Below are 15996 nucleotides of genomic sequence, written 5' to 3'. Positions count from 1 at the left end.
CCGAAGCCGAAGCCGAAGCCGAAGCCGAAGCCGAAGCCGAAGCCGAAGCCGAAGCCGAAGCCGAAGCCGAAGCCGAAGCCGAAGCCGAAGCCGAAGCCGAAGCCGTCACCCAGCGCCAGCGATGCCGGTCAGCCGCCGTGGGCGTGCAGATGCCCGGCGAGGAACGTCAGCGTGCGGCCATGCGCGAGCGCTGAAGCGTGCTGGTTGTACGACGCGCGCGCCGAGCAGTTAAAACCGTGCTCGGCGGCCGGGTACAGGTGGAACTCGGCGTTGTCGCGGCCCGCGAAGCGCTCCTTCACCTGGCCCACCGCGTCCGGCGGAATGGCGTGGTCGAGTTCGGCGTAGTGGAACTGGATCGGCACGGTCACCTTGTCGGCGACGTCGAGTGCGTTCTGGATGCCGCCGCCGTAGTAGGAGACCGCCGCGTCGAGCGTCCCGTTCGCCGCCGCGAGATAGGCGAGGCGGCCGCCGAAGCAATAGCCGATGGCTGCGACCTTCCCGGTGCACTCGCGCATCTGGCGCAGCACCTTGGCCGTCGCGCCGATGTCCTGTGCGGCGAGTGCCGCATTGGTCTTTTGCAGCAGCTCGATGCCCTTGTCGCGGTCCGCGCCCACATATTCCAGTTCGACGCGCGGCTGCGTGCGCCAGAAGATGTCCGGCGCGATGGCGACGTAGCCGTCGAGCGCGTACTGCTCGACGACGTCGCGAATATGGCCGTTGACGCCGAAGATCTCCTGCACGATGACGATGCCCGGGCCCTTGCCGCCTTTCGGCAGCGCGAGGTAGCCGCCGAAGCTGTCGTTACCGGCCGGAATGTCGATCCATCGAGTCGATACGCTCACGTTGCTCTCCTTGCTGTTCGGGTTGCATGTCCGCGAAATGCGGGACAGTTTGCCACACCCCGGCGATGGCCTGCCGCGCTTGAAGCGCGTTCTACGTTCTTATGTGAGGATCCTGACGAATCCGATTATTCAATTTCGCACGGGCTTTCGCCACAGCGGCGCGCCGCACGGCCAATGCCCACGCGGCTCTGAGCGCTTACATAATTAATCGAATGTTTAATTGAACGAATGACAAACCCGGCGACTTCACTCGACGCAAATGCCGTTCTTCGCGGCAGGCAGCTGCACGATCACTCCAATATCCCGAATTCAGGCGCCCGAAGCTTCCGGGAAGCTTTCTAATCGATTGCGGCCTCTATTGAAAGCCCCTGCATTTAAGGCGTAAAAGCGTATCTTTAAGGGGCCGGAAGGATGGGGGTAGAAAGCCTATTGGTACTCATACCAATATCTGAAAAAAATCCCCCCATTTAATTTGATCGCCTACACTTGCGCGCAAGTATGACCGGGCGGTCCGCAATGAACGGGCTTGCCGGCATGCTCGCCAGGTGCATCGACGATGCATCCTGCGTGGTCGTCCGCACGGGGAGCGACACGTTCGGTGCGGGGGAGCACGGGACGATTACGTTGCTTTTGGGTTCGAAACTGGAGACTTATATGACTATCAAGCTTCAAAAGCTGTTGCCGATCAGCGCCGCAGCCATGCTGTTCGCTGCGATTTCCACGGCAGCTAGCGCAGACGTAGTGGTCAAGATTGGCCACGTCGCCCCGCTGACGGGCGGCATCGCTCACCTCGGCAAGGACAACGAAGACGGCGCGCGTCTCGCAGTCGAAGAGATCAACGCGAAGGGCCTCGTGATCGGCGGCCAGAAAGTTACGCTGCAACTCGACGCGCAGGACGACGCGGCCGACCCGCGCACGGCCACGCAAGTTGCGCAGAAGCTCGTCGACGACAAGGTCGTCGCCGTGGTGGGCCACCTGAACTCGGGCACGTCGATCCCGGCTTCGAAGATCTATAGCGATGCGGGCATCGTGCAGATCTCGCCGTCGGCAACCAATCCGGCCTACACGCAGCAAGGCTTCAAGACGACCTACCGCGTCGTTGCGACCGATGCGCAGCAAGGCCCGGCACTGGCCAACTACGCAGCCAAGACCCTGAACCTGAAGAGCGTCGCGATCGTCGACGACTCGACCGCTTACGGCCAGGGCCTCGCAAACGAGTTCGAGAAGACCGCCAAGTCGCTCGGCATGAAGGTTCTGTCGCATGACGCGACGAACGACAAGGCCGTGGACTTCCGCGCAATTCTCACGAAGATCAAGGGCGAAAACCCCGACGCGATCATGTACGGCGGCATGGACGCAACCGGCGGCCCGTTCGCCAAGCAGGCGAAGCAACTGGGCGTGCGTGCGAAGGTGCTCGCGGGTGACGGCGTCTGTACCGACAAGCTGTCCGATCTGGCCGGCGACGCGACCGACAACATCGTGTGTTCGGAAGCGGGCATGGCGCTCGAAAAGATGCCGCAAGGCAAGGAGTTCGAAGCGAAGTTCGAGAAGCGCTTCGGCCAGCCGATCCAGATCTACGCACCGTTCACGTATGACGCCGTGTACATCATCGTCGACGCGATGAAGCGTGCGAACTCGACCGAACCGGCGAAGATCCTCGCTGAAATGCCGACGACCGACTACAAGGGCGTGATCGGCGAGACGACCTTCGACTCGAAGGGCGACCTCAAGCACGGCGTGATCTCGCTGTACAACTACAAGTCGGGCAAGAAGACGCTGCTCGACGTCGTCAAGATGTAATTCGACTGCCGCGCAAGCGGCATGAGAGCAAGACGAAAACACACGCGGACGAAAGTCCGCGTGTTTTTTTTCGCCTGTGATGCGGGGTTTTACGGGGTTTCAGATCCCGAGGCGCGCAAGCACCTTCGGCGCGGCCCACGCAATGAGCGCGGCGCACAGCGCCACGACCGCGAGCCCGGTCGTGAGATTGGTCACCTGCGCGATGGCGCCGATCACGACCGGCCCGAACAGCAGGCCGAAATACGCAATGCCCGCGACATGCGCGAGCCCTTCGGCCGCGTGAATGCCCTTCACGCGGGCGGCGGCGGCGAACAGCACCGGCATCATGTTCGCGAGACCGAGGCCCATCAGCGTGAAACCCATAAGCGCGGTGAACGCAAACGGCAGCACGAGTACGCCGACCATCCCGGCGCATGCGAGCGACGCGCTCGCCATGACGAGCTGCGGCGCGCCGAAGCGCTTGCGCACGGCGTCGCCCGCGAAACGCGCGGCGGCCATGCCGCCCGAAAACGCGGCATACGCGGCGCTCGCGAGCGCGGGCGTCGTGACGACCACGTCGCGCATATAGACCGTCGCCCAGTCGTACATCGCGCCTTCGGCGATCAGGGCGATCAGCGCGATGCCGCCGAGCGCCCAGAGCGCGGGCGTGCGCCAGCGGTTGCCGGTGCGCGCGTGCTCGCCGTGGGTGGGGTGCGGCACGTGCGGCAGCACGACCGGACACGACGCGAGCAGCACGAGCGTCGCGAGCGCGGACGCGAGTGCGAGATGGACCGCGGGCGCCATTCCGCGTGCGAGCAGCGCACCGCCGATCGCCGCGCCCGCCATGCCGCCGAGGCTGAACATGCCGTGCAGCGCCGACATGATCGGACGGCCGAGCGACTCTTCGACCGCGCTGGCTTCGGCGTTCATCGCGACATCGAGCGTCGCCATGCCGACGCCGAACATCGCCAGCACGACGAGCAGCATCCAGAACGCCGGTACGACGAGGATCAGCGCGCCGCACACGGACATCGTGAGGCCGCCCGCGAGACACGCGCGGCGCGTGCCGACGCGCGCGATCCAGCCGCCGATCGTCGTCATCGCGGCGATCGAGCCGCCTGCGACGGCGAACAGCGCGCACGACAGCAGTGCCGGGCTTAAATGAAAGCGGTCGCGCACGGTCGGAACGTGCACGCCCCAGGACGCGTACATCATTCCGGCGATGAAGAAGAGCGCCATCGTGGCAAGCCGCGCGCGCTGACGTGTCGCCTCGGGCAGGGCGCGGTGCGCGGCAGCGGGCGAGGGCCCGCCGACGACGGATTCTGCGGTTCGATCGGACACAGGAAGTTCCGGATAAGAAAGAAGGAAGGTGTCTGAAAGTAAGTGCTGATTCTAACGAAGGTCGCGACGCCTTGCCGCACTGCGACAACTGTGCTGCACTAATATGATTACGCGCCCGGTATGCCGCCGGTGCAGCGCCGCCGTCACCGCACGGCCGAAACGCCTGGCCAGAGGACCCACCCATGAAGGTACCCGCTCAAGCTCCGCTCCATTTGCTGCACCAGGTTCCGGTCGGTACGCTCGCGACGCACGCGCGCGAGCCGCATGGCTTTCCGTATCCGAGCATCTTGCCGTTCGCGCCGGATGCATTGCACCGGCCGGTGATCCTCGTGAGCCGGCTTGCCGAGCACACCCGCAATCTGCAGGGCGATCCGCGCGCGGGCTTTCTCGTCGCGCACGTGCCGGACGGCGACGTGCTCAACGCGCCGCGCGAGACGTTGCTCGGTGTCTTCGCGTCGGTCGATGCCGATGACGAGGCAGACGTCGCGCGCCGCTACCTGCGCTATCACCCCGACGCGCAGCGCTATCTCGATCTCGGCGATTTCGCGTTCTGGGTGCTGCACGTCGAGCGCTTGCGCTATATCGCCGGATTTGGGGCGATGGGCTGGCTGGACGGCGCGGATCTCGACACGCTCGATCCGCTGTCAGCACAGGACGAGACCACGCTGATCGCGTTTTTCGAAGCGCATGCCGCGCGGCGGCCGGGGCTCGAACTGGCGGGCGTCGACCGCTACGGCGCCGATCTGCGGATCGACGGCGTGCGCACGCGCTTTATCTTTGACGCTCCGCAACCGGACCTCCCGTCCCTGTACGCGGGGTTAGCGGATTGCATCGAGCGCCATCGGAGCTGAATTATTTTTTGACGTGATGCAAGTGCCGGCCCGCGAAAATTGAATTTCATCATCCTGCATCGGATGATGCAGCGACCGTATTCGCAAAAGTTCGCATGAAATGAAATGTTCGACGTTTCCGAACCAAAACATTTCCATAAATTGATAATTAAGTAGGGTGGGAATAATCCGTCAAACACCCCATTAAGCGCAAGTGTTGATTTGTATCGGATAAGAAAAGGATGAAAAGCAGGTAAGCGGTGGACGAGAAGTACCGGATGCCACGTTGCGGCCGGGCTATTCTGACTACGGGCTTATAATAATTTTTATTCCTTACACTTTTACGGATATTCAATTTTGTGCTAATCTCGCCTCCACTTTCCGGGGCACAGAACCGTCATTCGGCATACCGGCACAAGACCGGTGGCCGTAAATGCCAAAACCACAAAGGTAACTATGTCTTCCTACAAGGAACTACTCGCCCAGCGTGAAAAGCTGGAGAAGCAGATTGAAGAGGCGAAGGCACGTGAATATGCCGAAGTTCTTGACGAAATCAAGCAAAAAATGGCCGATTACGGCATTACGCTTGCCGAACTCGGCGGTGGCCGTGCCAGCGGCAAGAACGCCAAGGCGAGCCGCTCGCGCGCCAGCGTAGCCCCCAAATATCGCGATCCCGAAAGCGGTGCTACGTGGTCCGGCCGCGGCAAGCCGCCCCGCTGGATTGCTGGTCAAGACCGTGAAAAGTTTCTGATCGAGAAGTAATACCGGCGTAAGTCATCGGGCGGGTCCTGGCCAGTTCCGAGGTTCAGTCTTCAGGGGCAGTACCAGGGGCCAGTCTTGAAGAAGACCAATCCCAAGGGCCCGCCTGGTCGAAAGCCGCGCAAGTCGTCATGACGCGCGGCTTTTTTGCTGTCTGCGATCCGGCCGTCGGGCGGCCTTGATGCGAATGCTTCGCGTTCCTGTAGATATATGATTTAAAAGGAATTTTCGTGGTGGTCTCGAATTAACGAGGATGCCGCGATTACAATCGTGGATATTCCCGCATTCGCCCTTTTCTCCTCGTATGCCCACTCCAGCCGTCGCGTCGTTATCAGATAAACACCGGGTCGCGCGCATAACCACGCTCGTGAGCGTCGCCGTCAATTCGGTGCTCGTCGTGCTGCAAATCACGGTGGGTGTGATTGCGCATTCGCAGGCACTCGTCGCCGACGGTATTCACTCGCTTGCCGATCTTGTTTCCGATTTCGTCGTGCTGCTGGCGAACCGGCACAGCGGCGCGAAACCGGATGCCGATCATAACTACGGCCATAGCCGCTACGAAACCGTCGCATCGCTCTTTCTCGGCGCGTTGCTGATCGCTGTCGGCATGGGCATGCTGTGGCGCGCGGGCACGCGTATCGCAAATCTCGGCGACATTCCGCCCGTGCATATCAGCGCGCTCGTGGTCGCCGTTCTCGTGCTCGCCTCGAAGGAAGGGCTGTTTCGCTACATGCTGCGCGAGGCGCAGCGCGTGCGCTCGCAAATGCTGATCGCCAATGCCTGGCATGCGCGCTCGGACGCGGCGTCCTCACTTGTGGTGGCGATCGGCATTGTCGGCAGCCTCGCGGGCGTGCGGCTGCTCGACCCGATTGCGGCGGCGATTGTCGGCTTCATGGTGGCGCGCATGGGCTGGGTGTTCGGCTGGGACGCGCTGCAGGATCTCTCCGACCGCGCACTCGACGAAACGGACACGGCCAACCTGCGCGCGCTGCTGCTGTCGACGCCGGGCGTGCTCGACGTCCACGAAATGCGCACGCGCAAGACCGGCGACCTCGCGCTGGTGGACGCGCACATCCTCGTCGATCCGTACATTTCGGTCTCCGAAGGCCACTACATCGCGGAGACTGCGCGCAAGCGCGTGCTCACCGATTCGCGTGTGCTCGATGCGCTTATTCACGTCGACCCAGAGGACGACATGCACGTGCGTTCGGTGGCGAACCTGCCGCCGCGCGAGGTGCTGATCGAAACCTTGCGCGACGTGTTCGCCGAGAGTGGCGTACACGTCGAATCGGTGACGCTGCACTATCTGAGCGGCGGGCTTGCCGTGCAGGTGGCGCTGGCTGCCGGGGACGACATCGCGCGCGTTGCCGGCGTCGATCTCGACGCGATCAAGAAGCGCATCGGCGCGAACCGGCTCGACGTCGTGCATGTCGTCGAGCATGCGGCCGGCGCGGAGCCGGTGCCGCGCGACCACGCCAGCGCGCCGCCCGCGGCGGGTTGAACGCAGCGGGTTGAACATAGCGGTGCAGCGGCGCCGTCGGGCGGGGCGGGGCGTGCCGCTTCAGAGCGGCAATTGCGTATCGAACTTGATTTCGCGCAGCACGACGCTCGTGCGCACCTGCGCGACAGCGGGGATGCGGAAGATGCGCTCGTGCAGGAACGTGTCGTATGACTTGATGTCCGGCGCGACGATCTTGAGGATGTAGTCGGATTCCCCGGTCGTGCTGTAGCACTCGGTGACTTCGGGGCAGGTGGCGATCTCACGCTCGAACTGCTCGACGCCGCCTTCGGTGTGACGCGTCAGATGGATATGCGCGAGCGCGCAGACGTGCAGCCCGAGCTTTTCCCGATCGAGCAGCGCCGTGTAACGCTGGATCACGCCCGATTGTTCCATGTCCTTGATGCGGCGCCAGCACGGCGTGCTGGACAACCCCACCTGATCGGAGATTTCCTGCACCGACCGGCGCGCATCGAGTTGCAGCAGGCGCAGGATCTTTTGAGAGAACGAATCGAGAGTCAACTGCGCCTCCGTTGGTGTCGGTGTATTCCTGAATGTTAGAGGCCAGGAAAACGAAACGCAATGCGCGCAGGCATTGAGGAGGCAGATTGCCTAATTTGCCGGGTTCCGCGCGGCGTTTTGCCCTGAGGCGTCCCTTTCACGGTCGGCGGCCTCGCGCGCGGCCTCCCGTGCACGCAGCTCGGCGAGCATGTTGCAAAAAAGCGCGCCTTGCTCGATGGCATCGTCGAGCGCGACGTGCGTGTGCGGATGCTCGTCGAACCAGTGCTTCGGCAAGCGCGGCTTGATGCACTTGCGGTAGGGCAGCCCGGTCATGGCGAATGCAAGCGTCTTGATGTCGAGCGCCGACCACGAAAACGGGCAGCGCCCCGCGAAACGCATCATGTACCAGAACATGAACGTGAAATCGAAACCCGCGGGCATTGCGACGAACACGGGCTTGCCGGGCAACGCCTCAACCCACTCCACGTAAGCGACCAACGCCGCCGCCGGATCCTGCAGATCCTTGCGGCAGGCGGCCCACGCCTCGGGCTGCGTTTCCCACCAGGCGGCCTGCACCGGATGCGCCGCCGCGCCTTCGAGCGTGGCGAGATTCGCGGAGAAGGTGGCGATCAGACGCTTGTCGGCGGTAAAGGCCGCCGACGCGAAACTCAACATCGAATGCGGGCCGGGGATCGGGCCGTCGGCCTCGACGTCGGTGCTGACGTAAATCTCTTCGATGGCGACGTTATTCATCATCCGGGTACGCCGTCTGCTACGTAAGGGTTGGAGCGGCGCTCTTCACCGAAGGTCGAAACCGGGCCGTGACCGGGCACGAACGTGACGTCGTCGCCGAGCGGCCAGAGTTTTTCGCGGATCGAGCGGATCAGATCGGCATGGTTGCCGCGCGGAAAATCGGTGCGGCCGATCGAACCCGCGAACAGCACGTCGCCGACGATTGCAAGACGGTGCGCACGACTGGAGAAAATTACATGACCGGGCGTATGGCCCGGGCAGTGATAGACCTCCAGTTCTTCGTCGCCGAAGCGTACGGTGTCGCCGTCGTTGAGCCAGCGGTCGGGCTCGAAAGCCTCGGCGGCCTGGAAGCCGAAGCGCGCGCTCTGCTCCGCGAGCTTGTCGATCCAGAAGCGCTCGTCCTCGTGCGGCCCCTCGATCGGCACGCCGAATTTCGTGGCGAGCGTTTTCGCGCCGGCGCAGTGATCGACGTGGCCGTGCGTGAGCAGCACCTTTTCGAGCTGCACCTCCTGACGCGCGAGCTCGGCCTCGATTCGCTCGAGATCGCCGCCCGGATCGACGACAGCCGCGCGGCGCGTCGCTTCGCAGACGAGCAGCGAGCAGTTTTGCTGGAACGGCGTGACGGGAATCAGCGTGACTTTCATGCGTTTGGATTGCGCGCGGAAAAGGGGGGGCGGGGGTGGCCCAGGGTGGCCCGAATGACGGGCCGAGGCCAAAGCCCCGATTGTACCGGCGCACGCGAGCGGCCGTGTCACGTGGTCGCGCAGCTGGCTGTACGGGCAGGGGCATTCACCGGGAAGCCCCGCTGGACGGGGCTTGGCAACCGGCGTTGTTACGCCGATAGATATAAATCATCGAGATTCGGGGCGAACTTGGATGACAGGAATTGATTTTGGGTATAATGCGCCCCTACGCACACGTTTTTCGTGCATTCACTGGGCGATGCGACCCGCTTGAAAAAGGGTTCCGATGCATCGCCGTCAAGCAGTGCCGTCGCCGGACGACCGCCTTTTTGCGGACTGAAGCGATGGCAAATCAGGTGCCGGTCCTTCCGGCACCGCACGTCTTGCCCAGCCAGGCGCCACGCGCCTGCAACGGCCTTGCTGCCGTGACGCTGGGTGGGGCCTACGCCGCCGTTCCTGCGCGCCATGTGTCACTGGCGCCCCTGAACGAGAAGTCACGTCGTGAAATCACGTTCGATGGCGGCATGTGGGGTCTGGTCAGGCTGCCGGGGACAGGTTGCGCCAGACGTGGAATAAAACCAGCGGTTGGCGACCCAATAGGGGTCGCATCCGGGTGCCTGCTCGAACTCGTCATTCGCGAGAGGAGCGTTGCCGCGCCTGGCGCCGCCGAAGCCTTTCAGCCGCGTGCTACGACAACGCCGAAGGGTTTCGACTTGTGATGGCAAGCTTATGAAACTCAGACTTTCTCGAAGACTCGGGAGTCTCGCAGCCGTGTCCGTGCTGGCCGGTTGCGCCATGCCGCCCGGTCCGCAGAGTCCGTCCGATCAGGCGGCCCTCCACACCACGGGCGCGCACACCGCGTTCGGCGCGCCGCCAGGCTATGGTTCGGCGCTCTCGGCGCTACCCGCATCGGGCACCGGCGGCGACAAGTCGCTGGCCGGCGCCCAGCCGATCGGCGATAGCCCGGACGTCTCGTCGTTTCACCAGACGGGCCGCGCGTCGTGGTACGGCCGCGCCTTCCACGGACGCCGCACCGCGAGTGGCGAGCGCTTCAATATGGGCAACCTGACCGCCGCGCACCGCACGCTGCCGCTCGGCGCTTACGTGCGCGTGATCGTGCCCTCAACCGCGAAATCGGTCGTCGTGAAGATCAACGACCGCGGACCCTTCAAGCGCGGGCGCGTGATCGACCTCTCGTATGCGGCAGCGAAGAAGCTCGGCCTGCAGCATGCGGGCGTCGCGAACGTGAAGATCGAAGGTCTTTCGCGCGACGAGGCGAAGCTCGCGCTGGCGCAGCAAGTCGCCTCAAACAGCGATAACTGATCGCCGATCGCCGCGCCGGATTCGGAAGGGCCGCCGTTTGAACGGCGGCCCTTTTGCATTTCAGTCGCCCGGTTCTGCGTCCGGTTCTGCGTCCGCTATTCCGTCCGCTTCTTTCTCGCCTTTCAGTTCGAGCGCGCGCGCGTAGAGCGCGTTGCGCGATGCCCCAGTCAGTGCCGCAGCGAGCTTCGCGGCGGTCTTCACGGGGACCTCCTGTAGCAGCACGCGCAATAGCGCATCTTGATCGCCGTCGGACGAAGCGGCGCCGCTCGCGCCCTCCACGACCAGCACGAACTCCCCGCGTTGACGATTGGCATCGCCGGCGAGCCACGCTGGCCCTTCGGCCAGGGTGCAGCGATGGAGCGACTCATGTAATTTCGTCAGTTCCCGGCCGATCAACAGGCGCCGCTCCGGCCCGAACGCGTCCGCAAGCGCCTGAACGGTTTCCACGATGCGATGAGGCGCCTCGTAGAACACCATCGCGTGCTCGTGCGCCGCGAGCGGCTGCAGTGCGCTCGCGCGCTGCTTCAGCTTCGGCGGAAGAAAACCGACGAACGTGAACGTCGTCACCCAGTCGCCGGCTGCGCTCAATGCGGTGGCGAGCGCGCTCGCGCCGGGCAGCGGCACGACCTGGAAACCGGCGTCGCGCACGGCCTCGACGAGCTTCGCGCCCGGATCGGAAATGCCGGGCGTGCCCGCGTCGGACACACAGGCTACGCGCTCGCCCGCGCGCAGATAGTCGATCACGCGCTGCGCGGCCTCGCGCTCGTTGTGCTCGTGCACGGCGATGAGCGGCTTCGTCATGCCATAGCGGGCGAGCAACTGGCCGGTGTTGCGCGTGTCCTCGGCGGCGATGCGGTCGACGAGACCGAGCACGTGCAGCGCGCGCAAGGTGATGTCGGCGAGATTGCCGATGGGCGTCGCCACGACGTACAGCGTGGCGGCCGGGTATTGCTGGGCCTGTGCGAGTTCGAGGAGGGACGTCATGGCACGAAACGCGCGAGCGCAAGAAAGGAGGCCGACATTGTGCCACGCGAAGGAACGCACAGCGGCAGGTGCGGACGTGCGCGAAGTTGTTTCGAGCACCACGCAGAAACTTTCGGATGGCGCACGCAAATCCGCGCATCGTGTATCGGCGACGGAGGGCGCAAGCGTGTCGCTTGCAGTGCAGTCTTCACGCGCCGACAACTTTTACGCGCGCCGCGAGTCCAACGCCGAATCGCGCGCGGCGGGCGCGCGTTTCGAAGCGCATGCGCTCGCGTTCCTGCGGCGCCAGCGGCTCGTGCTAGTCGCGCGCAACGTGCATTGCCGCGGCGGCGAACTCGACCTCGTGATGCGCGAACGGGACGGCACGCTGGTTTTCGTCGAAGTTCGCGCGCGCTCGCGGCGCGGTTACGGCGGTGCGGCGGCGAGCGTAGGCTGGCACAAGCAGCAGCGCGTTCTGCGCGCCGCGAAGTACTTTCTCTCGCGCGGCCGTGCCGCAGAGGGCGCGTGCGAAGGTCGGCATGTCGTTCCCGTGTGCCGCTTCGACGTGATTGCCTTCGAGTGCGGGTGCCTCGTGTGGCTGCGAGACGCTTTCCGCGCCGATGGCAGTTGAATGCGCGGAGAACGCGCGCGAGTGCGCTAAACTTGCGTCAACCCGCATACAGGCACGCGGATTTTTCGCGATATACGCAGTACAGATTAGAGAGTCGATGTCCGTCGAACGCATTCAACAACACTTCCGCGACAGCGCAGCCGTCAAGCTCGCGGCCATGGAAACCCTCGCGGTGCCGATCGCGGCAGCCGTCGATACGATGTTCGCGGCGCTTGCGAACAGCAACAAGATTCTGGCTTGCGGCAACGGCGGATCGGCCGCCGACGCGCAGCATTTCGCGGCCGAACTGATCGGCCGCTTCGAGCGCGACCGCCCGGGACTTCCGGCGCTGGCCCTCACCACCGACGCCTCGGTGCTCACGGCACTCGCCAACGACTACGCCTACGACCAGGTCTTCGCGAAGCAGGTGCGCGCGCTCGGCCAGCCGGGCGACGTGCTGCTGGCGATCACGACGTCCGGCAATTCGGCGAACGTGCTTGCGGCGATCGAAGAAGCGCACGAGCGCGAAATGATCGTGATCGCGCTGACGGGCAAGGGCGGCGGCCAGGTCAACGAAGCGCTCGCGGACACCGACATACACCTGTGTGTGCCGTCCGAGCGGACCGCGCGCATTCAGGAAGTGCATGTGCTGACCATCCACTGCCTGTGCGACGGCATCGACGCGATGCTGCTGGGCGATGACTGACACCGATGGACGAAGGAGAGTGACGTTGAAGAGCAGATACGGCATCCATAGCGCACTGGTGCGCACGACGCTGACGATTGGATTTGCGGCCGCACTCTCGGCGAGCCTGCAGGGCTGCTTCCTTGCGCTCGCGGGCGCGGCGGGCGGCACGGCGCTCGTGGCGACCGACCGGCGCACGGTGGGCTCGCAGACCGAGGACCGCGAGATCCAGGTGAAGGCGTTGTCCGATATCACCAAGAATTTGCCGGACACGGCGCACATCAACGTGGCGGTGTTCAACCAGCGCGTGCTGCTGACCGGCGAAGTACCGGACGAAGCATCGCGGCAGAAGGCCGAGACGACGGCGCGGGCGATCGCGAACGTCGAGTCGGTCGTCAACGAACTGGCGGTGGAGCCGGCGAGCTCGTTCTCGTCGCGGGCGAACGACTCGTACCTCGAAGGACGCGTGAAGGCCGAGCTGATCGCGTACAAGGACATCTCCGCGAACAACTTCAAGGTGGTGAGCGAGCGCGGGACCGTCTACCTGATGGGCCTCGTGACGCAGCAGGAAGGCGCCACTGCCGCCGACGCGACGAGCAAGGTGATGGGCGTTGCGAAAGTCGTGAAGGTCTATCAGTACATTCAGCCTGGCCAGGCGGCTCCGGTTGCTGCGGCGCCGAGCGCCCCGGCGCCGGCCAATGCCGCCGAGGAGCCGACGGTGGGCGCGGTGCCGGACGCATCGGTGAGTTCGCGTCCGATCGATCAGCAGCCGCCTGCGCCGGTGATGGAATCGTCGCCTGGGCAGCCGGGTAGCGGGAAGGCGATGTGATGCGGGGTTCGTTGCGCATGGTTTTTTGCCTGGTTTTGGCGGCGATGGGCGTTCTGATGGTTTCGCAGACGGCTTTTGCCGCCGCAGATGGGCAGGCTGTCGCCCGCACGAACGCTTGCATGGGTTGTCATGCGGTGGATCGTAAGCTCGTCGGGCCTTCGTTTCAGCAGATCGCGGCGCGGTACAAGGGTGATGCTGGGGCGCAGGTAAGGCTCGAGAAGAAGGTGCGGGATGGCGGGGCGGGTGTTTGGGGGGCGATTCCGATGCCGTCGCATCCGGCTATGAACGCCGCCGATATTCATACCGTTGTCGGTTGGGTGCTCGCTGGCGCGCCTTCTAAGTGATTTGTGAGTGGGCGATTCCCGCGGAGTGGCGATTTCGGTTTTCCGGTTTTCACTGTGTTATACTCGTCGCTTCGTTGGGGCGGTAGCTCAGCTGGGAGAGCGTCGCGTTCGCAATGCGAAGGTCGGGAGTTCGATCCTCCTCCGCTCCACCAAAAGTTGACTGTGAAAAGCCTTGGAAACATAAAGTTCTCCAAGGCTTTTTTCTTTTTACGGCCTTGATTGCACGGGAGTTTCGTTGCGTTAAGCGCGAAGCAACCGAGGGACATCTTGGGTATTTCGGTAGTTGGCGGGACGTCTAGTTATCCTCCCAGATACCGGAAAAAGTCACCCGCCAGTGGGACGGATTTGGGACAAGGGTTGGCCCGTCTGCAGCGGGAGTAACACCGCCCCTCCATCGCACGAATAAATCGAACCCGGTTGCCAAGATTCGGTAGCTCGAATTATGATTCGGGACATTGAGCGTAAGTTCGATTGCTTCGAGGCCGTTCAACCTCGAATGTAGCTTGAAACGAGCGGAAGTTTGGGGCGAGTGGTTAAGTCCCAAAGCCTTCCCGGCCCGGCGACGGGCACGGTACCGTTCCCGACGGAATAGAAGGCGAAGCTGCCTGCAACCGCTCAAGAGCTACTGGTACGTAATGCAGGCAGTTGAGCCATCCCACAAAGGTGAGATAGGGAGCGGCAAGAGTGGTGCAAGACAGCTCCGGGGTAGCGCCCGGTAAGGTTTGACGCACTAGGGGCATGCGAGTGACTCTAGAAGAAATGGTGCCGGTGACATGGCAGTCAGCGTCAGGCTATGGAAAAAGGCCCTGGCTTGCGGGCGTCGCGTGAAGTCCCCTGCGGCGTCTTAAAGAGCCTCACCGCAACTCGCGTATTGGCATCGTCCTTCGGGGCGAGGGCCTATTACGCATGAGGTGCGGCAATGTCCGTCTTTCACGTCAGCTCGCTCGAATTCCTTAGCAAGACCTATCCGCCGACGCTTACAGTTGAGCAGGTCAGCGAGATCACCAGCGAACAACCCCAAACCATTCGCAACCTGATCAGCCAGGGGCACTATCGCGTCCCTTCGTTCAAGATCGGCCGCAAACGAGTTTTCCGCCTGGTTGACGTTGCCGAATTCCTCGACCGGCAGTTCTGTGCCGATCCCAGCCACCCAAGCAAACGCAAGCCCCGCCGAGGCCGCCCGACAAAGGTCGAGCAGTTAGCGAGGACGCGCGCCCAGATTGCACAATTTCCGGTCAATACTGGTTCGCAGTTCGAGGGGGGCGCGCTATGAGTTCAGCGACCGCAGTACTGCGGCGTCTGCGACCCGCGGAGTCCTGCCGCCATGGCCAAGCGCCACAGCAAGAACTCTTCGAGGCGCAAACACAATGGTTTCACGTCTTTAAGGCAATGATCGACAGCGGTGACGTGGCCAAGATGGGGCCGCACGCGGCGACCACCTACCTTGTTATCAAGGCGCATACCAACTACACGACGGGACGAGCTTTTCCCGCGCTGGAGACAATTGCCGCAAAAGCGGGGATATCGCTTGCACAAGTCAAGCGGGAACTCAAAACGCTAGGGGAGCACGGCTACATCACGAAAAGCAAAGTCGGTCGTCACAATGAGTATCGCTTGCGCGAAAAAGTCGAAATTGTTGGTGAAGATGGTCGGCCAGCGGCTGTTGCAACTTGGGACTACCTACCCAGCACTGTAAAGCATGCGGTAGCGGACCTGCACAACGTTCTTGTAACCGGTGACCTTGCTGGGGCGAAGGTCGTACACATCGAGCGCTTGCAACTGAACGTGAACCATCTGCATGACAACGCCACGAATTTCAACATTCAGCAGTTCATCGCCGATCTGGAGAATCTGCCTCCCGATATCCGCGACAAGATCAAATCCGCCTATCAGGCCAGCGCGAAGCGCGGTGGAGACGATTCGCCGTGACTTATACACAGCTCTCACTGAGCCATATCCCAACGAGCTGTGTATAAGCCGAAAACAGCTCACCGAGAGCTGTTTCGCCGAAAAGAAGGGCTCTGTCCGAGCCGCTAAAAAGAGAGATCTTTATATTTAAAAAGATCGACAGCCTATGTCGGGGCACCCCTCCGGGGTTCCCCCGATCAAGTCGGCTCCCCCTCCCCTCTATCCAGACTAACAAAGCCGCGCCAGATGGCGCGGCAGTGGTCCACCCACCTATTTCATCAACACCACGGCCCACGGGACGCAAGCGCTTTTTCCTCAAAAGCGGGTCATTCCAGCCGCCGTTGGCGT

The 15996-nt window shown here is 63.2% G+C and carries 18 protein-coding genes and 1 tRNA gene; 13 read left to right on the top strand and 6 right to left on the bottom strand.

Annotated elements, in window-relative coordinates; genetic code table 11:
* On the top strand, nucleotides 1–194 hold a 194-nt coding region (locus Q0L30_RS00925; protein ID WP_296649961.1), incomplete at its 5' end, for a hypothetical protein.
* On the opposite strand, the gene Q0L30_RS00920 is transcribed toward Q0L30_RS00925, so the two are convergent.
* Nucleotides 129–842: a dienelactone hydrolase family protein gene (locus tag Q0L30_RS00920; protein ID WP_296649959.1), complete on the bottom strand. Its 714-nt coding sequence runs from the start codon at nucleotides 840–842 to the stop codon at nucleotides 129–131. The genes Q0L30_RS00925 and Q0L30_RS00920 overlap by 66 nt on opposite strands.
* Nucleotides 843–1496: 654 nt before the next feature.
* Here Q0L30_RS00920 and Q0L30_RS00915 point away from each other — a divergent pair.
* Nucleotides 1497–2642 (top strand): branched-chain amino acid ABC transporter substrate-binding protein, encoded by a 1146-nt coding sequence (locus Q0L30_RS00915; protein ID WP_296649957.1) that lies wholly within the window; start codon nucleotides 1497–1499, stop codon nucleotides 2640–2642.
* A gap of 99 nt (nucleotides 2643–2741) precedes the next feature.
* Here the strand turns inward: Q0L30_RS00915 and Q0L30_RS00910 are convergent, their stop codons facing one another.
* On the bottom strand, nucleotides 2742–3962 hold the full coding sequence (locus tag Q0L30_RS00910) for an MFS transporter (protein WP_296649954.1): 1221 nt from the start codon (nucleotides 3960–3962) through the stop codon (nucleotides 2742–2744).
* Between the two features lie 182 nt (nucleotides 3963–4144).
* Between Q0L30_RS00910 and Q0L30_RS00905 the strand changes: the two genes are divergently transcribed.
* The 3 genes from Q0L30_RS00905 (at nucleotide 4145) to Q0L30_RS00895 (ending at nucleotide 7052) form a co-directional block, all read left to right on the top strand.
* A complete protein-coding gene (locus Q0L30_RS00905; protein ID WP_296649953.1) occupies nucleotides 4145–4813 on the top strand; it encodes a HugZ family protein in 669 nt (222 codons plus the stop codon).
* A 435-nt stretch (nucleotides 4814–5248) separates the two neighbouring features.
* Nucleotides 5249–5554, top strand: coding sequence for an H-NS histone family protein (locus Q0L30_RS00900; RefSeq protein WP_296649950.1), 306 nt, complete (start codon nucleotides 5249–5251; stop codon nucleotides 5552–5554).
* A 301-nt stretch (nucleotides 5555–5855) separates the two neighbouring features.
* Nucleotides 5856–7052, top strand: a complete 1197-nt coding sequence (locus tag Q0L30_RS00895; protein ID WP_296649948.1) for a cation diffusion facilitator family transporter — start codon at nucleotides 5856–5858, stop codon at nucleotides 7050–7052.
* A 60-nt stretch (nucleotides 7053–7112) separates the two neighbouring features.
* Here the strand turns inward: Q0L30_RS00895 and Q0L30_RS00890 are convergent, their stop codons facing one another.
* The 3 genes from Q0L30_RS00890 to Q0L30_RS00880 form a co-directional block, all read right to left on the bottom strand.
* Nucleotides 7113–7571: an Lrp/AsnC family transcriptional regulator gene (locus Q0L30_RS00890; RefSeq protein ID WP_293040590.1), complete on the bottom strand. Its 459-nt coding sequence runs from the start codon at nucleotides 7569–7571 to the stop codon at nucleotides 7113–7115.
* 90 nt (nucleotides 7572–7661) lie between these two features.
* Entirely contained in the window at nucleotides 7662–8306 is a 645-nt protein-coding gene (locus Q0L30_RS00885) for an exonuclease (RefSeq protein WP_367277750.1), read from the bottom strand.
* Nucleotides 8303–8947 carry an MBL fold metallo-hydrolase gene (locus tag Q0L30_RS00880; RefSeq protein ID WP_296649940.1) on the bottom strand — a complete coding sequence of 215 codons (645 nt, stop codon included), beginning with the start codon at nucleotides 8945–8947 and terminating at the stop codon, nucleotides 8303–8305. Before Q0L30_RS00880 ends, Q0L30_RS00885 begins: the two co-directional genes overlap by 4 nt.
* Before the next feature lie 768 nt (nucleotides 8948–9715).
* On the opposite strand from Q0L30_RS00880, the gene Q0L30_RS00875 reads away from it, so the two are divergent.
* Complete coding sequence (locus Q0L30_RS00875) at nucleotides 9716–10309, top strand: septal ring lytic transglycosylase RlpA family protein (protein ID WP_296649937.1); 594 nt, start codon at nucleotides 9716–9718, stop codon at nucleotides 10307–10309.
* 60 nt (nucleotides 10310–10369) lie between these two features.
* Here Q0L30_RS00875 and rsmI read toward each other — a convergent pair whose 3' ends face one another.
* Nucleotides 10370–11293 carry a 16S rRNA (cytidine(1402)-2'-O)-methyltransferase gene (rsmI, locus tag Q0L30_RS00870; RefSeq protein ID WP_296649934.1) on the bottom strand — a complete coding sequence of 308 codons (924 nt, stop codon included), beginning with the start codon at nucleotides 11291–11293 and terminating at the stop codon, nucleotides 10370–10372.
* A gap of 178 nt (nucleotides 11294–11471) precedes the next feature.
* Here rsmI and Q0L30_RS00865 point away from each other — a divergent pair, with 178 nt between their 5' ends.
* The 7 genes from Q0L30_RS00865 to Q0L30_RS00835 all read left to right on the top strand — a co-directional run bounded on the left by Q0L30_RS00865 (nucleotide 11472) and on the right by Q0L30_RS00835 (nucleotide 15669).
* Nucleotides 11472–11903 carry a YraN family protein gene (locus Q0L30_RS00865; protein WP_296649977.1) on the top strand — a complete coding sequence of 144 codons (432 nt, stop codon included), beginning with the start codon at nucleotides 11472–11474 and terminating at the stop codon, nucleotides 11901–11903.
* Between the two features lie 97 nt (nucleotides 11904–12000).
* Nucleotides 12001–12588: a phosphoheptose isomerase gene (locus tag Q0L30_RS00860; protein ID WP_293040579.1), complete on the top strand. Its 588-nt coding sequence runs from the start codon at nucleotides 12001–12003 to the stop codon at nucleotides 12586–12588.
* Between the two features lie 25 nt (nucleotides 12589–12613).
* Nucleotides 12614–13396: a BON domain-containing protein gene (locus tag Q0L30_RS00855; RefSeq protein ID WP_296649924.1), complete on the top strand. Its 783-nt coding sequence runs from the start codon at nucleotides 12614–12616 to the stop codon at nucleotides 13394–13396.
* A gap of 44 nt (nucleotides 13397–13440) precedes the next feature.
* Nucleotides 13441–13740, top strand: a complete 300-nt coding sequence (locus Q0L30_RS00850) for a c-type cytochrome (RefSeq protein WP_296649974.1) — start codon at nucleotides 13441–13443, stop codon at nucleotides 13738–13740.
* Between the two features lie 76 nt (nucleotides 13741–13816).
* Nucleotides 13817–13892: transfer RNA gene (locus Q0L30_RS00845), tRNA-Ala, on the top strand.
* A gap of 767 nt (nucleotides 13893–14659) precedes the next feature.
* Nucleotides 14660–15013, top strand: coding sequence for a helix-turn-helix domain-containing protein (locus Q0L30_RS00840; RefSeq protein ID WP_296649922.1), 354 nt, complete (start codon nucleotides 14660–14662; stop codon nucleotides 15011–15013).
* Nucleotides 15010–15669: a helix-turn-helix domain-containing protein gene (locus tag Q0L30_RS00835; RefSeq protein ID WP_296649918.1), complete on the top strand. Its 660-nt coding sequence runs from the start codon at nucleotides 15010–15012 to the stop codon at nucleotides 15667–15669. The genes Q0L30_RS00840 and Q0L30_RS00835 overlap by 4 nt, the downstream gene beginning before the upstream one ends.
* Nucleotides 15670–15996: the final 327 nt, after the last annotated feature.

Origin of the sequence: Paraburkholderia sp. (assembly GCF_024281035.1) — a bacterium.
In the GTDB taxonomy this organism is placed as follows: domain Bacteria; phylum Pseudomonadota; class Gammaproteobacteria; order Burkholderiales; family Burkholderiaceae; genus Paraburkholderia.
The sequence above is the reverse complement of the archived record's forward strand: the minus strand, read 5'-3'. Positions and strand labels throughout refer to the sequence as shown.

What these genes read in the sequence shown, in the direction of transcription:
- Q0L30_RS00915 (WP_296649957.1), top strand. Translation starts at nt 1,497, where the DNA reads ATGACTATCAAGCTTCAAAAGCTGTTGCCGATCAGCGCCGCAGCCATG.
- Q0L30_RS00905 (WP_296649953.1), top strand. Translation starts at nt 4,145, where the DNA reads ATGAAGGTACCCGCTCAAGCTCCGCTCCATTTGCTGCACCAGGTTCCG.
- Q0L30_RS00900 (WP_296649950.1), top strand. Translation starts at nt 5,249, where the DNA reads ATGTCTTCCTACAAGGAACTACTCGCCCAGCGTGAAAAGCTGGAGAAG.
- Q0L30_RS00895 (WP_296649948.1), top strand. Translation starts at nt 5,856, where the DNA reads ATGCCCACTCCAGCCGTCGCGTCGTTATCAGATAAACACCGGGTCGCG.
- Q0L30_RS00885 (WP_367277750.1), bottom strand. Translation starts at nt 8,306, where the DNA reads ATGATGAATAACGTCGCCATCGAAGAGATTTACGTCAGCACCGACGTC.
- Q0L30_RS00880 (WP_296649940.1), bottom strand. Translation starts at nt 8,947, where the DNA reads ATGAAAGTCACGCTGATTCCCGTCACGCCGTTCCAGCAAAACTGCTCG.
- Q0L30_RS00875 (WP_296649937.1), top strand. Translation starts at nt 9,716, where the DNA reads ATGAAACTCAGACTTTCTCGAAGACTCGGGAGTCTCGCAGCCGTGTCC.
- rsmI (WP_296649934.1), bottom strand. Translation starts at nt 11,293, where the DNA reads ATGACGTCCCTCCTCGAACTCGCACAGGCCCAGCAATACCCGGCCGCC.
- Q0L30_RS00860 (WP_293040579.1), top strand. Translation starts at nt 12,001, where the DNA reads ATGTCCGTCGAACGCATTCAACAACACTTCCGCGACAGCGCAGCCGTC.
- Q0L30_RS00850 (WP_296649974.1), top strand. Translation starts at nt 13,441, where the DNA reads ATGGGCGTTCTGATGGTTTCGCAGACGGCTTTTGCCGCCGCAGATGGG.
- Q0L30_RS00840 (WP_296649922.1), top strand. Translation starts at nt 14,660, where the DNA reads ATGTCCGTCTTTCACGTCAGCTCGCTCGAATTCCTTAGCAAGACCTAT.
- Q0L30_RS00835 (WP_296649918.1), top strand. Translation starts at nt 15,010, where the DNA reads ATGAGTTCAGCGACCGCAGTACTGCGGCGTCTGCGACCCGCGGAGTCC.